We start from the raw sequence: 13,295 nt of genomic DNA, 5'->3' as shown, positions 1-13,295 counted from the left end.
ATGCTGACCTGTCTTACTCCGTGTCTCTGTGTCTCTGTGGTTTGCATTCGAATTTGCATTCAAGCCTTGCCCCGCATCGCCACCCGATAGACCAGCGCCGCCAGCGCCAGGCCGATGAACCAGGCATAGGTGTAGATCAGCTTGAAGACCTCGGCAACATCGGGGAAGGCGGCCGGAAAGGCGGCATTCAGAAAGCCCGGCACATTGGGCAGCACGCCGATCACGAAGGCGGCCACCGCGGCCCAGTTCCAGCCGCCGGCGTAGCTGTAGGCGCCGCCTTCGGTGTAGAGCTCGCGCACATCGAGCCGGGTCTTGCGCAGCAGGTAGTAGTCAACGATCAGGATGCCGGCCACCGGCCCCAGCAGCGCCGAGTAGCCGATCAGCCAGGTGAAGATATAGCCCTGGCTGCTCTCCAGAATCTTCCACGGCATCATCAGGATGGCGATGCCGGCGGTGATGTAGCCGCCGGTCTTGTAGCTGATGGCCTGCGGGTTCAGCGCCGAGAAGTCATAGGCCGGGCCAACCAGATTGGCGGCCAGATTGACGCTGACGGTATCGATCAACAGCACGATCAGTGCGATCAGCACCGCGGCGCCGCTCATCCGGCTGGCCAGGTCGACCGGGTCCCAGATCGCCTTGCCGTAGATCACCACGGTGGCCGAGGTCACGAACACCGCCAGCGCGGCCAGCAGGCCCATGGGCGCGGGCAGGCCGAGCGCCTGGCCCAGCACCTGATCGTGCTGGCTCTTGGCAAAGCGGGTGAAGTCGGGGATGTTCAGCGCCAGCGTGGCCCAGAAGCCGACCATGGCCGTCAGCGAGGGCCAGAACACGGCCGAGAACTGGCCGGCTTTCTTGCCACCTTCGACAAAGGCCGAGGGTTGGTCGAGGATGGGGCCAAAGCCGCCGGCCTTGCTCCAAGCCCAGTACAGCAGCACAAAGCAGATCAGGATCTTGATCGGCGCGGTATAGGTCTCCAGCTTGCGGATCGCGTCGATGCCGTGGACGACGTAGTAGAACTGGATCGCCCAGAAGGCCAGGAAGCACAGCAGCTGGCCGCTGTTGATGCCCAGGCCGGGCAGCTTGTCGCCTTCCAGCGGATGGCCGATCAGCACGCCGGCCAGCGTGTAGATCATCATGCCGCCGAACCAGGTCTGGATGCCGTACCAGCCGCAGGCCACCAGGGCGCGCAACAAGGCCGGCAGGCGGGCGCCGCGGGTGCCGAATGAGGCCCGGGCCAGTACCGCATAGGGAATGCCGTACTTGGCGCCGGCATGGCCGATCAGGAGCATGGGCAGCAGCACGATCAGATTGCCCAGAAACACGGTCAGCACCGCCTGGCTCCAGCTCATGCCGGAGTCGATCAGGCTGGCGGCCAGCGTGTAGGCCGGGATGCACATCACCATGCCGACCCAGAGCGCGGCAAAGTGGTACCAGCGCCAGGTGCGCTGCGCGGCGCTGGTGGGCGCCAGGTCCTCGTTCCACAAACCGCTGGTGCTGCCTAGATCGCTCATGGGGCTGTCCTTTGCTGTGATGGCTGACGTGAGCAAACTCTGTGCCGGGTGGCCTCAGGCTGCCACGTGGAATACCCTTGAGAGGGTGCGCGTCGGTGGGGCGCCGGCCGTGTTCATGCGGTCCTCATCGGGTTGTTGGGGTGAGTGGTCCAGTTCGCGTAGCTGCCCGTCACCGACACACCCGTGCGCAGATCGATCTCGCCGGCCTGCAGGGCCCGCATGCTGATGGTGTTGGGCACCGGGCAGATCGACACGCAGAGATTGCAGCCCACGCATTCCTCTTCCTTGACCTCGAAATGGCGCTGGCCGTTCTTGCTGGCGCTGATCGCCTGGTGCGAGGTGTCTTCGCAGACCACGTGGCAGCGGCCACACTGGATGCAGCTGTCCTGATTGATGACGGCCTTCTCGACATGGTTCAGGTTCAGCTGGTTCCAGTTCTTGACCGTCGGCGTGGCCAGGCCGACCATCTCGTCCAGCGTGCGGTAGCCGCGTTCGTCCATGAAATTGGCCAGGCCCGAGCACATGTCCTGCACGATCTTGAAGCCATAGACCATGGCGGCGGTGCAGACCTGCACCGTGCCGGCGCCCAGGGCGATGAACTCGGCCGCATCGCGCCAGGTGCTGATGCCGCCGATGCCCGAGATGGGCAGCCCGGCGGTGGCCGGGTCGCGGGCGATTTCGGCCACCATGTTCAGCGCAATCGGCTTGACCGCCGGGCCGCAGTAGCCGCCGTGCGAGCCCCAACCATCGGTGCTGGGGCTCATCTGCATCCGGTCGAGGTCAACGCCCATCACCGAGTTGATCGTGTTGATCAGCGACACCGCATCGGCACCGCCGGCCTTGGCCGCGCGGGCCGGTTGGCGGATGTCGGTGATATTGGGCGTCAGCTTCACGATCACCGGCAGGCGGCTGTACTGCTTGCACCAGGCGGTGACCATCTGGATGTACTCCGGCACCTGGCCCACCGCCGAGCCCATGCCGCGCTCGCTCATGCCGTGCGGGCAGCCGAAGTTCAGCTCGATGCCGTCGGCACCAGTGTCCTCCACCATGGGCAGGATGTTTTTCCAGCTCTGCTCGGTGCAGGGCACCATCAGCGAAACGATCATCGCCCGGTCCGGCCAGGCGCGCTTGACGCGGCGGATCTCCTCCAGATTGGTGCGCAGCGGCCGGTCGGTGATCAGCTCGATATTGTTCAGCCCGATCACGCGGCGATCCTGGCTCATCAGCGTGGCATAGCGCGGGCCGCTGACATTGACCACCGGCGGGTCCTCGCCCAGCGTCTTCCAGACCACGCCGCCCCAGCCCGCCTCGAAGGCGCGGGTGACATTGATCTCCTTGTCAGTCGGTGGCGCCGAGGCCAGCCAGAAGGGGTTGGGGCTCTTGATGCCGAGGAAATTGCTGCTGATGTCCGCCATGATGGGTTCACCCTCTTGTCTGCTGCGTGGCCTTGGCCGGCCTCGCGAAGAATTTCTGTGACAGTGAGCGGCTCAGCCGCGCAGCATCTGATCGATGGCGATGGCGGCACGCTTGCCGTGCTCGACCGCCTCAACGGTGAGATCGCGGCCGCCGTGGCGGCAGTCGCCGCCGGCCCAGATGCGGGTCTGCCCGCAGCGGCCGTCCTCATCGGTGCGCAGCCTGCCATTCTGCAGTTCCAGCTGGGCGGCGACCGGATCGGCGACGAACTGCTGGCCGATGGCCTTGAGCACCATATCGGCCGCGAGCTCGAACTGCTCGCCGGTGTCTATCAGTCGGCCGTCTTGCTCGGCAGTGACCGCAAAGCGCATGCCGCTGACGCGGCCGTTCTGGCTCAGCAATTCCAGCGGCCGCGCCCAGCAGCGCAGCTGCACGCCGTTCTGTTGCGCCCAGGCCTGCTCATGGGCCGAGGCGCCCATCTGCGCGGGGCCGCGGCGGTAGACGATCTGCACCTCGCGAGCGCCGAGCAGGCGGCTTTGCACGGCAGCGTCAACCGCGGTCATGCCGCCGCCGATGACCAGCACGCGCTGGCCCACGGCAATATCGCGCGGGTGGCCGGCCTGGCGCAGCTCGGCGATGAAGTCGACCGCGTCGCGCAACCCTTCGACAGAGTCCATCGCCTCGCTCAAGGGCGGCTCGGCAATGCCCAGCGCATTGACACCGGCCAGACCCAGGCCGAGGAAGACGGCGTCGTGGCTTTCGCAGAGCTGGGCCAGGCTGATGTCGCGGCCGAGCTGGGTGGAGGTCTGTACCGTGATGCCGCCAATGGACAGCAGCCACTGCACCTCCTGCTGGGCAAAGCCGCCGGTGGTCTTGTAGCTGGCCAGGCCGTATTCATTCAGGCCGCCGAGCTTGGACCGCGACTCGATCAGGGTGACGGCATGGCCGCATCGCGCCAGACCGTGAGCGGCGGCCAGGCCGGCCGGGCCGGCACCGACCACGGCGACGCGCTTGCCGCTGCTGGCAGCGCGCTCGAACAGGGGCTTGGCGCCGACGGCCTGGCTGGCGAAGAAGTGATCGGTGGCGTGGCGCTGCAGCAGGCCGATTTCAACCGGCTTGTCCTCCAGGCTGTTGCGCACGCAGGCCTGTTCGCACAAGATCTCGGTGGGGCAGACCCGAGCGCACATGCCGCCCAGCGGATTGGCCGTGAGAATGGCTTCGGCGGCGCCGCGTTCATTGCCTTGCGCGACGCGGGCGATGAAGCTGGGGATGTCGATGCCGGTGGGGCAGGCGGTGATGCAGGGCGCGTCATGGCAGTAATAGCAGCGCTCGGCTTCGATCTGCGCCTGGTGGCGGCTCAGCGGCGGGTGGGCGTCGCTGAAATTGCGCGCCAAAGCAGTGTCGTCGAGCCGGTGGCTGCACAGGCCGGGCTTGTTGATGCCGACAGCGGTCTTGTCCATGGAACTCCTCCGAGAGCGTGACGCAGCGCTTGCGACGTTCATCCAGGCTGCGGTGTCTGAATGTTTTACCAATTGGTAAAAATAGACCAGTTGGTGAATTCCCTTGGTGTGGCCCGCGCCGTTGCGGGCCGGCATCGGGATAATCGCGGCCCATCATGTCCAAGCCGCCCAGCAAGTCTTCAGCAGCATCCGAGGTTTCAGCACCAACGGTCAAGCGCGCCGCGCCGCGGGCCGCGCGCCTGCGCAAGCAGGCTGCCATCTGTGCGGAGGCCGAGCGCCAGTTCGCGCAATATGGCTTTGAAGGCGCGTCTCTGGAAAACATCGCCGCCGGGCTGGGGTTGTCGCGCCACAACCTGCTGTACTACTACCCGAGCAAGGAAGCGCTCTACCGCCAGGTGCTGGACGATGTGATGGACGAGTGGCTGACGCGCATGGCCGGCATTGTCTCGGGCACCGACCCGCGCGCCGCGCTGCGCGAGTACATCGTGGCCAAGCTGCGCTTTTCGCGCGAGCGGCCGGCGGGTTCGCAGGTCTTTGCCCGCGAGGTGATGGCCGGTGCGCCGCGCTTTCGCGACGCCATCGAATCGCGCGTGCTGCCGGCGCTGAATGCCGATGTGCGCACCTTCGAGCGCTGGGCGCGCGAGAAGCGGATTGCGCGGCTGGACTACCGCCATCTGATGTTCAGCATCTGGGCGATGACCCAGGCCTATGCCGATCTGGGCCCGCAGTTCGCCATCCTGCTCGGCAAGCCGGCCTTGGAGGTTGACGATTTCAAGTCCGCCGAGGCACTGATATTCGCCCTCTTGTGTGGGGGCTTGGGCTGCTGAGCCTGCTCGGTGGCGCTGCGCTGACACAATAGCGCCCATGAGTGATCCGAACGACAAAGACACCCGCCACCCCGAAGGCTTCGAGCGTGTGCGCGAAGCGCTGCTGCAACGTCAGCATGGCCATGCCCCGCTGTGGCTGGAGGTAGCAGCCCGCACCTCGCAGGAGGCCGCCGATGCGCTGGGCGTCAGCCTGGGCCAGATTGCCAAGAGCGTGGTCTTCAAGCGCAAGTCCGACGAGCAGGCGGTGCTGGTGATCGCCTCGGGCGATCGCCGTGTCGATGAGAAGAAGCTGCAGGCCCATACCGGGCCCTTGGGCCGCGCCGATGCCGACTATGTGAAGGCGCGCACCGGCTTCTCGATCGGTGGCGTGTCGCCGCTGGGCTTTGCGCCGCTGGATGGGGCGGCGGCACCCTTGCTGTTTGTCGACCGCGAGCTGTTTCGCTTCGACCAGATCTGGGCCGCGGCCGGCCACCCGAACGGGGTGTTCCGGATGACGCCGGACGAGCTGGCCCAGCTGACTGGTGCGCCCATCATCGATGTGGTGCAGTCATGAGCGCCCAGCTTGCTTCAACGGGGGCGGCACGGGTGGCCTCGCCCTGCACCAATGTCTGCAAGATGCACGAGCCGACCGGCTGGTGTGAGGGCTGCGCGCGAACGATTGCCGAGATCACCGTCTGGTCCAAGGCCGATGATGCGACACGGCTGCAGATCCTCGCCCTGCTGCCGCCGCGGCGTGAGGTCCTGCTGGAGCAGGGCGTGTTCACGGCGGCCGAGCCTAGCGTCTGAGCGCAAAAAGAGGGCGGAGGGCCGATGAAGTCGCTGCGTTTCTATTTCGACCCGATCTCGCCCTACGCGGCGCTGGCCTTCGCGCGGCTGCCCGAGGCACTGCAGGGGCTGTCCTACAGCGTTGACTATGTGCCGGTGCTGTTCGCCGCCATGCTCAAGGCCGGAGGGCAAAAAGGGCCGGCTGAGATCCCGGCCAAGCGCGCCTGGACCTACCGGCAGATTGCCTGGGCCGCCCACCGCCTGCAGATTCCGCTGCAGCTGCCGGCCGCTCATCCCTTCAACCCGCTGCCGCTGCTGCGGCTGGCCTGGGCTTGCGCGCCCACGGGGCAGACGCCTTCGCGCTGGGTGGTCGAGCGGGTGTTCAATCATGTCTGGCAGGGCGGGGCCGACGCGGCAGACGCTGTACGGCTGGCCGCACTGACGCAAGACCTGGCCCCGGCGCAAGCCCCCGAGGGCGAGCCGGTCAAGCAGGCGCTGCGCGAGGCCACCGAGGCGGCGATCGCGCAGGGCGTCTTTGGCGTGCCGACCATCGCGGTTGATGACAAGCTGTTCTGGGGCTTGGACGCGCTGGACATGCTGGCCGCCTATCTGCGCGACGACCCCTGGTTTGTCAGCGCTGCCTGGGAAGCCGCCGCGGCCACGCCGGTGGGTGTGCAGCGCAAGACCTGACCCCGGCCGCAGCTGCAGCGCAAGCTGGTCGACGGCTGACACGGGCAGCTCAGTGCTTTCCCTGCCGGGTGGCAATTTCTCGCAATGTGAAATCGCGCCCTAGGGTTGCCTTGGGGTTTGTCAGCCAGCGTTCAGGCTGGCGTCAGAGACGGGTCAGAGGAGGGCTTCACAGTCCATCCCAAGGATCACCGGGCGGTGGTTCTCCACGATCAACACACTGGAGACTTCCCACATGGCAACTGCAACAGCAGTGACCACCAACACGCCGATGACGGCAGAAGAGAAGAAGGTCATCTTCGCCTCTTCGCTGGGCACCGTGTTCGAGTGGTACGACTTCTACCTTTACGGTTCGCTGGCGCCCATCATCGCCAAGCAGTTCTTCTCGGCCTTGGATCCGCAGGCGGCCTTCATCGCCTCGCTGCTGGCCTTTGCCGCCGGCTTCATCGTGCGCCCCTTCGGCGCGCTGGTGTTCGGCCGCCTGGGCGACATGATCGGCCGCAAGTACACCTTCCTGGTCACCATCCTGATCATGGGCCTGTCCACCTTCATCGTCGGTGTGTTGCCGTCGTATGCAGCGATTGGTGCGGCCGCCCCGGTGATCCTGATCGGCCTGCGCATGCTGCAAGGCCTGGCGCTGGGTGGTGAGTACGGTGGTGCCGCCACCTATGTGGCCGAACACGCGCCGCAGGGCAAGCGGGGTGCCTACACCTCCTGGATCCAGACCACGGCCACGCTGGGTCTGTTCCTGTCGCTGATGGTGATTCTGCTGACCCGCAACACGCTGGGTGAAGCCACCTTCGCCGAATGGGGCTGGCGCGTGCCCTTCATCGTCTCGATCCTGCTGCTGGGCATCAGCGTCTGGATCCGTCTGTCGATGAATGAATCGCCGGCCTTCCAGAAGATGAAGTCCGAGGGCAAGACCTCCAAGGCACCGCTGTCCGAGTCCTTCGGCCAGTGGAAGAACCTGAAGATCGTGCTGCTGGCGCTGTTCGGCCTGGTGGCCGGTCAGGGCGTGGTCTGGTACTCGGGCCAGTTCTATGCGCTGTTCTTCCTGACCAGCGTGCTGAAGGTCGACAACGCCACGGCCAACATCATGGTTGCCGTGTCGCTGATCATCGGCACACCGTTCTTCGTGGTGTTCGGTACGCTGTCCGACAAGATCGGCCGCAAGCCCATCATCATGGCCGGCCTGCTGCTGGCCTGCGTGACCTACTTCCCGCTGTTCAAGGCGCTGACCAATGCCGCCAACCCGGATCTGGCCAAGGCGCAAGCCACCGCTCAGATCTCGCTGACGGTGGATATGTCGACCTGCTCCTTCCAGGGCAGCCCAATCGCTCGTGAAGTCGACTTCACCAGCTCTTGCGACATCGCCAAGCGTGCACTGGCGCAGTCCTCGGCCAGCTACGAAACTCTGCCTGGCCCGGCCGGCAGCGTGGCGGTGATCAAGGTTGGCGACAAGGTCATCAACGGCCTGAATGCCACCAAGGCGACCGAGCACAAGTTCGACGAGGCCAGCACCAAGGGCATCGCCGCTTTCAAGAAGGAGCTGAGCGAGGCGCTGAAGGCCGCCGGCTATCCGGCCAAGGCCGACCCTGCCAAGGTCAATCAGCCGCTGGTGATCGCCATCCTGTCTGTGTTGGTGCTGTACGTGACCATGGTCTATGGCCCGATCGCCGCGATGCTGGTGGAACTGTTCCCGACCCGCATCCGCTACACCTCGATGAGCTTGCCTTACCACATCGGCAATGGCTGGTTTGGTGGTCTGCTGCCCTCGATCACCTTCGCGATGGTGGCGCAAAACGGCAATATCTATCACGGCCTGTGGTACCCGATCGGCATCGCCGCGGCGACCTTCGTGATCGGCATGCTGTTCATCCGCGAAACCAAGGACGTGGACATCTACGCCCACGACTGATTCGCGCGATGGATGGATAGCGACTTTTCCTTTACCGGACTTCGAGGCGGCCTGCGGGCCGCCTTTTTTTGTTCGCAGCGTGCTTGCCGGGCGGTGTACCGATGAGGCATTTGGCCTGCGCCACAATCGCGGCCTCTCTGTCAGATCGGTGGGGTAGCGATGAAGAAGATTGGCATGGTGGGCGGCGTGGCCTGGCCCTCGACGGTGGAGTTCTATCAAGCGATCTGCCGGATGAGTCAGCGCTGGCATGAGGCCGAAGCGGCGGCCGGTCGCGCCTTCGTTGGCCCGGCGCCGATGCCGGAATTCAGCATCGAATCGGTCAACGTCAATCACAGCTTCTCGCTGCGCGGCCAGCCCGGGGACGAGGCGTCCTGGCAGCGCTATGACGCCTATTTCAACGCCGCGCTGCGACGCCTGCAATCGGCCGGTGCCGACTTCGCGCTGATCGCCAGCAACACGCCGCACAACCGCTTTGAGGCCATCACCGCCGGGCTGACGATGCCGGTGCTGAGCATTTTTGAAACCGTCAGTGCGGCCTGCGTTAAAGCCGGCCTGAGCGATGTGCTGATTCTTGGCACCCGGCCGACGCTGGAGTCGGATGCCTTCTCGGCCGTGCTGGCGCGCCATGGCGTGCGCGGGCACAAGCCGCCGCGAGAAGCCGATCGTGAAGCGCTGTACCGGCTGATCATGGGCCTGTATGCCGAACGCAGCGGCGAGGCCGCTGCGCTGATGAGCGAGATCGCCGAGCGCTCCTTTGCCGAGCTGGGCATTGCGGCGGGGCCGCAGCGGGCCGTGAGCCTGTCCTGCACCGAATTGCCGCTGGCGTTTCCATCATTGCAACATCTGGCTCAGTTCGAGAGCCAGGGGCTGCGCTGGCTCAACACCACCAAGGTGCACGCGCAAGCGGCGTTTGCAGCTTGCCTGGACTGAGAGGCAACAACGGCGCCTTGACCGTGACGTAGCTCGCACAATGCACCGGCTGGCGACAGGGCCGTAGGCCTCGCCGGGATTGTCGGCCGATGCACAATTGAGCAGATGAGCAAGCAGTCCGAACCGATCAAGCCCACCGACGCCACGCCGGCCAAACCTGCCGACCAGCGGCGGCTGCAGATGGCTGACATCGCGCGGCTGGCCGGGGTCTCGGTGGCGACGGTGTCGCGGGCGCTCAATGGCAGCCCGCTGGTCAATCAAGAGACGCGAGAGCGCGTCACCGAACTGGCCCGCTCGCTGAAATACTCGATCAATCTTGGCGCGCAGAACCTGCGCCTGCAGAAGAACCGCACGGTGGCTGTTGTCGTGCCTTACGACGCGGCCTCGCGCCAGCACATCTCGGATCCTTTCTTCCTGTCCATCGTCGGCGCGATCGCCGATGCGCTGACCGACCGGGGCTACGACATGCTCTTGTCGCGCGTCGATGCCGAACGGCTGGACCTGGCCGCCCATGCGATCGACTCCGGCAAGGCGGCCGGGCTCTTGATCATCGGCCAGTGGCGCCATCACGATCAGCTCAATGAGCTGGCGGCGCGCAAGCTGCCGGTGGTGGTCTGGGGCGCGCAGCTGGCACAGCAGATCTATTGCAGCGTCGGTGGCGACAATGTGCTGGGCGGGCGCCTGGCGGCCGAGCATCTGCTCGCGCTGGGGCGCCGGCGCATCGCCTTTCTGGGCGACGCGGCCCTGCCCGAGGTGATGATGCGCCGTGAAGGCTTCTGGCAGGCCTTGGCGAGTGCCGGCGTGGCGCGTGAAGCGGCGCTGGAGCTGGCCGTGCCCTTCGAGGTGAACGTCGGCCGTGGGGCGATCGAGCAGTTCTTTGCCGCGCATCGCGAGGTCGATGCCGTGCTGGCCTGCAGCGATCTGTTGGCCCTGCAGGCCATACAGGCGCTGCGCGGGCAGGGCAGGGCGGTACCCAAGGACGTGGTGGTGAGCGGTTATGACGACATGCCGCTGGCCGCCTACTGCGATCCGCCGCTGACCAGCGTGCATCAGCCGGTCGCCCTGGCCGGCGCCGAACTGGTGCAGGCGCTGATGCGGATGATGGAAGGCGAACACGTGGCACCGATCACGCTGCCTGTTCATCTGGTGGTCCGCGAGAGCGCGCCGGCTGCCGCCTGAGCAGTGCCCTGGTCCGCTGCCGCGTAACGCAGCTCAAGCCGGCAGGATCTGCACACACGCTGCGTTTGCAAGCGTTTGCATAAACACAGCAAATGAACTGAACAGGTGTGATTGGTATTGAATAAATATCGGCAATCTAGGCGTTTTCCCTAAAATGCAATCGATTGCAAAACGAGTGAGGTAGTCGTACATTGGTGCCAACGGAGACGCCTTTGTGCATGCCGCCTTGAAACGGGGCGAGTCGGGCCAGCAACTCCGTGTCGTTTCACCACACCAAACGATGCCGCCGTCGTGCGAGCATCGGGCCAGGAGACAAGATGTACGCCACTCGCCCCACTCCCATCGCTCGTCCCGTTCTTGCGCCGTTGGCGCTGTCCATCCTGCTGGGCTTCGCGCCGGCGCTGCACGCCCAGGAGGCCGCCCGGCCGGATGAGGCCGCCGGCGATGGCCTGAAGCTCAATGCGGTGATGGTCACCGGTGCCTCGGTGAAGACCACCAAGATGAAGCAGAGCCTGTCCGTCAGCGCGATGGACGGTGAGCAGCTGAGCAAGTCCGGCGCCACCAACGCGGCCGAGCTGCTGCGCTCGGTGCCCGGCGTGCGCTCGGAGTCCTCGGGCGGCGAGGGCAATGCCAATATCACCGTGCGTGGCGTGCCGCTGTCGGCCGGCGGTTCGCGCTATGTGCAGATGCAGGAAGACGGCCTGCCGGTGCTGCTGTTCGGCGATATCGCCTTCGGTACGGCCGACCAGTTCCTGCGTGCCGACTACAACACCGAGCGCCTGGAAGTCGTGCGCGGTGGTTCGGCCTCGACGCTGGCCAGCAACTCGCCCGGCGGCATCGTCAACTTCATCAGCAAGACCGGCAGCGAGACCGGCGGCGCCTTGGGGCTGACGGCCGGGCTGGATCGCCGGCTGTGGCGCGTTGATGCCGATTACGGCGGCAAGCTGGGCAATGGCCTGTCCTTCCATGTGGGCGGCTTTCAGCGCATCGGCGAAGGCGGCCGGCCGACCGGCCAAACGCTGGAAAACGGCGGCCAGCTCAAGGCCAATCTGACGCAAAAGCTCAGCAACGGCTTTGTGCGCCTGAGCTTCAAATCGCTGGACGACCGCACGCCCTCGCTGATGCCGGTGCCGGTGACCGTCAGCAACGGTCGCATCAACACGATTGCCGGCATCGATCCGCGCGAAGCCTTCTTCATCACGCCCTCGCTGGCACGTGACAGCAGCTTCAACAAGGACGGCGGCTACAGCAACACCGCCACGCGGGACGGCCTGCGCGTCAAGAGCACGGCGGTCGGCCTGGAAAGCAGCCTGGACCTCGGCGACGGGCTGAGCCTGGACGAGAAGTTCCGCAAGAGCAGCAACTCGGGGCGCTTCATCGCGCTGTTCCCGGCCGATAACGGCAATGGCAGCGGCAACAACGGCAAGGCCAGCTTCTTCACCGGCACGCTGTTCAATACCGCGCTGGACAATTTCGACAACGTCTTCAACGACCTCAAGCTGAGCAAGAGCTTCGCCGGTGCCGGCGGCAAGACGACGCTGGTTGCTGGCCTGTTCTACGGCTCGCAGAACGTCGCCGCGACCTGGTTCTGGAACCAGTACAACCTGACGATGAGCGGCAACAGTGCCCAGGTGGTCGACGCGGCCGGCAAGCCCAGCAGCAACCCGGTGTCTAGCGGCTGGACGACCTGGGGCGGCTGCTGCACGCGCACCTTTGACGTGCAGTACACCGAGACCTCGCCCTATCTGGCCCTGGCCTGGGAGTCCGGCCCGCTGAACCTGGATGTCAGCTTGCGTCGCGACGAACAAAAGGCACAGGGCTTTACGCTGGCCGGCGACAACACCGCGCAGAAGTGGGATGCGGCCAGCCAGAAGCAGGTCAGCTACAAGGTCAATCACAACAGCTATTCGCTCGGCGCCAACTACGCGCTCAGCGCTGATATGGCCGTGTTCGCCCGCGCCAGCAATGGCGTGGCCTTCAGCGCCGACCGGCTGCTCTACGGCAACCCGCTCGACGGCTCGGTGCCGATTGCCGTCAACGAGATCGATCAGCAGGAGGCCGGCCTCAAGTGGCGCAGCCAAGGGCTGAGCCTGTTCGCCACGCTGTTCAATGCGCGCACCAAGGAAAGCAATTACGAGGTGACGACGCGCACCTTCACCGCGAACAAGTACGAGTCGCGTGGCCTGGAGCTGGAAGCGGCCTACGCACAGGGGCCGTTCAAACTCAGCGGCGGCGCCACCTTCACCCACGCCAAGATCGCCGGCAGCAACGACGCCACCGTGGTCGGCAACAAGCCGCGCCGCCAGGCTGATGTGGTCTACCAGATCACGCCGAGCTACAGCATCGGGGAGCTGGAGTTTGGCGCCTCGCTGATCGGCTCGGGCAAGTCCTTCGGCGACGACCAGAACACCATCACCATGCCGGGCTATACCGTCGTCAACGCCTTTGTGAACTACCAGCTCAATGCGAAGACGCAGCTGTCGGTCTCGGCCAACAACCTCTTCAATGCGCTGGCCTATACCGAGATCGAGGGCGATGGCCATGCGGCCCGCGCGCTCACCGGCCGCACGGTTCGTGCCACGCTCAAGTACGAGTTCTGAGTGGC

11 protein-coding genes are annotated in these 13,295 nt (G+C 65.6%); 8 read left to right on the top strand and 3 right to left on the bottom strand.

Annotated elements, in window-relative coordinates; genetic code table 11:
* Nucleotides 1-59: 59 nt before the first annotated feature.
* The 3 genes from RQP53_RS02720 to RQP53_RS02710 form a co-directional block, all read right to left on the bottom strand.
* Complete coding sequence (locus RQP53_RS02720; RefSeq protein ID WP_315648498.1) at nucleotides 60-1,511, bottom strand: NCS1 family nucleobase:cation symporter-1; 1,452 nt, start codon at nucleotides 1,509-1,511, stop codon at nucleotides 60-62.
* Nucleotides 1,512-1,624: 113 nt separating this feature from the next.
* Nucleotides 1,625-2,926 (bottom strand): NAD-dependent dihydropyrimidine dehydrogenase subunit PreA, encoded by a 1,302-nt coding sequence (gene preA, locus RQP53_RS02715; RefSeq protein ID WP_315648497.1) that lies wholly within the window; start codon nucleotides 2,924-2,926, stop codon nucleotides 1,625-1,627.
* Between the two features lie 72 nt (nucleotides 2,927-2,998).
* Nucleotides 2,999-4,384, bottom strand: a complete 1,386-nt coding sequence (locus tag RQP53_RS02710) for an NAD(P)-dependent oxidoreductase (protein WP_315648496.1) — start codon at nucleotides 4,382-4,384, stop codon at nucleotides 2,999-3,001.
* 155 nt (nucleotides 4,385-4,539) lie between these two features.
* Here RQP53_RS02710 and RQP53_RS02705 point away from each other — a divergent pair, with 155 nt between their 5' ends.
* From RQP53_RS02705 to RQP53_RS02670, 8 genes are all read left to right on the top strand, one after another.
* Complete coding sequence (locus tag RQP53_RS02705) at nucleotides 4,540-5,211, top strand: TetR/AcrR family transcriptional regulator (RefSeq protein WP_315648495.1); 672 nt, start codon at nucleotides 4,540-4,542, stop codon at nucleotides 5,209-5,211.
* A gap of 37 nt (nucleotides 5,212-5,248) precedes the next feature.
* Entirely contained in the window at nucleotides 5,249-5,764 is a 516-nt protein-coding gene (locus RQP53_RS02700) for a YbaK/EbsC family protein (protein WP_315648494.1), read from the top strand.
* Nucleotides 5,761-5,997: a DUF1289 domain-containing protein gene (locus tag RQP53_RS02695; RefSeq protein WP_315648493.1), complete on the top strand. Its 237-nt coding sequence runs from the start codon at nucleotides 5,761-5,763 to the stop codon at nucleotides 5,995-5,997. The genes RQP53_RS02700 and RQP53_RS02695 overlap by 4 nt, the downstream gene beginning before the upstream one ends.
* 24 nt (nucleotides 5,998-6,021) lie before the next feature.
* Nucleotides 6,022-6,666, top strand: coding sequence for a 2-hydroxychromene-2-carboxylate isomerase (locus tag RQP53_RS02690; RefSeq protein WP_315648492.1), 645 nt, complete (start codon nucleotides 6,022-6,024; stop codon nucleotides 6,664-6,666).
* A 232-nt stretch (nucleotides 6,667-6,898) separates the two neighbouring features.
* Complete coding sequence (locus RQP53_RS02685; protein WP_315648491.1) at nucleotides 6,899-8,581, top strand: MFS transporter; 1,683 nt, start codon at nucleotides 6,899-6,901, stop codon at nucleotides 8,579-8,581.
* A 159-nt stretch (nucleotides 8,582-8,740) separates the two neighbouring features.
* A complete protein-coding gene (locus RQP53_RS02680) occupies nucleotides 8,741-9,511 on the top strand; it encodes an aspartate/glutamate racemase family protein (protein ID WP_315648490.1) in 771 nt (256 codons plus the stop codon).
* A gap of 105 nt (nucleotides 9,512-9,616) precedes the next feature.
* Nucleotides 9,617-10,690 (top strand): LacI family DNA-binding transcriptional regulator, encoded by a 1,074-nt coding sequence (locus RQP53_RS02675; protein ID WP_315648489.1) that lies wholly within the window; start codon nucleotides 9,617-9,619, stop codon nucleotides 10,688-10,690.
* A gap of 317 nt (nucleotides 10,691-11,007) precedes the next feature.
* Nucleotides 11,008-13,290, top strand: a complete 2,283-nt coding sequence (locus RQP53_RS02670) for a TonB-dependent receptor (protein WP_315648488.1) — start codon at nucleotides 11,008-11,010, stop codon at nucleotides 13,288-13,290.
* The last annotated feature ends 5 nt before the right edge of the window (nucleotides 13,291-13,295 follow it).

Source organism: Roseateles aquae (genome assembly GCF_032337115.1).
GTDB classification, from domain to species: domain Bacteria; phylum Pseudomonadota; class Gammaproteobacteria; order Burkholderiales; family Burkholderiaceae_C; genus Roseateles_C; species Roseateles_C aquae.
Note: the sequence above shows the minus strand (reverse complement) of the source record. Positions and strands in the feature narration are given on the sequence as shown.

Bases quoted from the DNA above. Each gene is read 5' to 3' on its own strand.
- RQP53_RS02720 (WP_315648498.1), bottom strand. From the start codon at position 1,511: ATGAGCGATCTAGGCAGCACCAGCGGTTTGTGGAACGAGGACCTGGCG.
- preA (WP_315648497.1), bottom strand. From the start codon at position 2,926: ATGGCGGACATCAGCAGCAATTTCCTCGGCATCAAGAGCCCCAACCCC.
- RQP53_RS02710 (WP_315648496.1), bottom strand. From the start codon at position 4,384: ATGGACAAGACCGCTGTCGGCATCAACAAGCCCGGCCTGTGCAGCCAC.
- RQP53_RS02705 (WP_315648495.1), top strand. From the start codon at position 4,540: ATGTCCAAGCCGCCCAGCAAGTCTTCAGCAGCATCCGAGGTTTCAGCA.
- RQP53_RS02700 (WP_315648494.1), top strand. From the start codon at position 5,249: ATGAGTGATCCGAACGACAAAGACACCCGCCACCCCGAAGGCTTCGAG.
- RQP53_RS02695 (WP_315648493.1), top strand. From the start codon at position 5,761: ATGAGCGCCCAGCTTGCTTCAACGGGGGCGGCACGGGTGGCCTCGCCC.
- RQP53_RS02690 (WP_315648492.1), top strand. From the start codon at position 6,022: ATGAAGTCGCTGCGTTTCTATTTCGACCCGATCTCGCCCTACGCGGCG.
- RQP53_RS02685 (WP_315648491.1), top strand. From the start codon at position 6,899: ATGGCAACTGCAACAGCAGTGACCACCAACACGCCGATGACGGCAGAA.
- RQP53_RS02680 (WP_315648490.1), top strand. From the start codon at position 8,741: ATGAAGAAGATTGGCATGGTGGGCGGCGTGGCCTGGCCCTCGACGGTG.
- RQP53_RS02675 (WP_315648489.1), top strand. From the start codon at position 9,617: ATGAGCAAGCAGTCCGAACCGATCAAGCCCACCGACGCCACGCCGGCC.
- RQP53_RS02670 (WP_315648488.1), top strand. From the start codon at position 11,008: ATGTACGCCACTCGCCCCACTCCCATCGCTCGTCCCGTTCTTGCGCCG.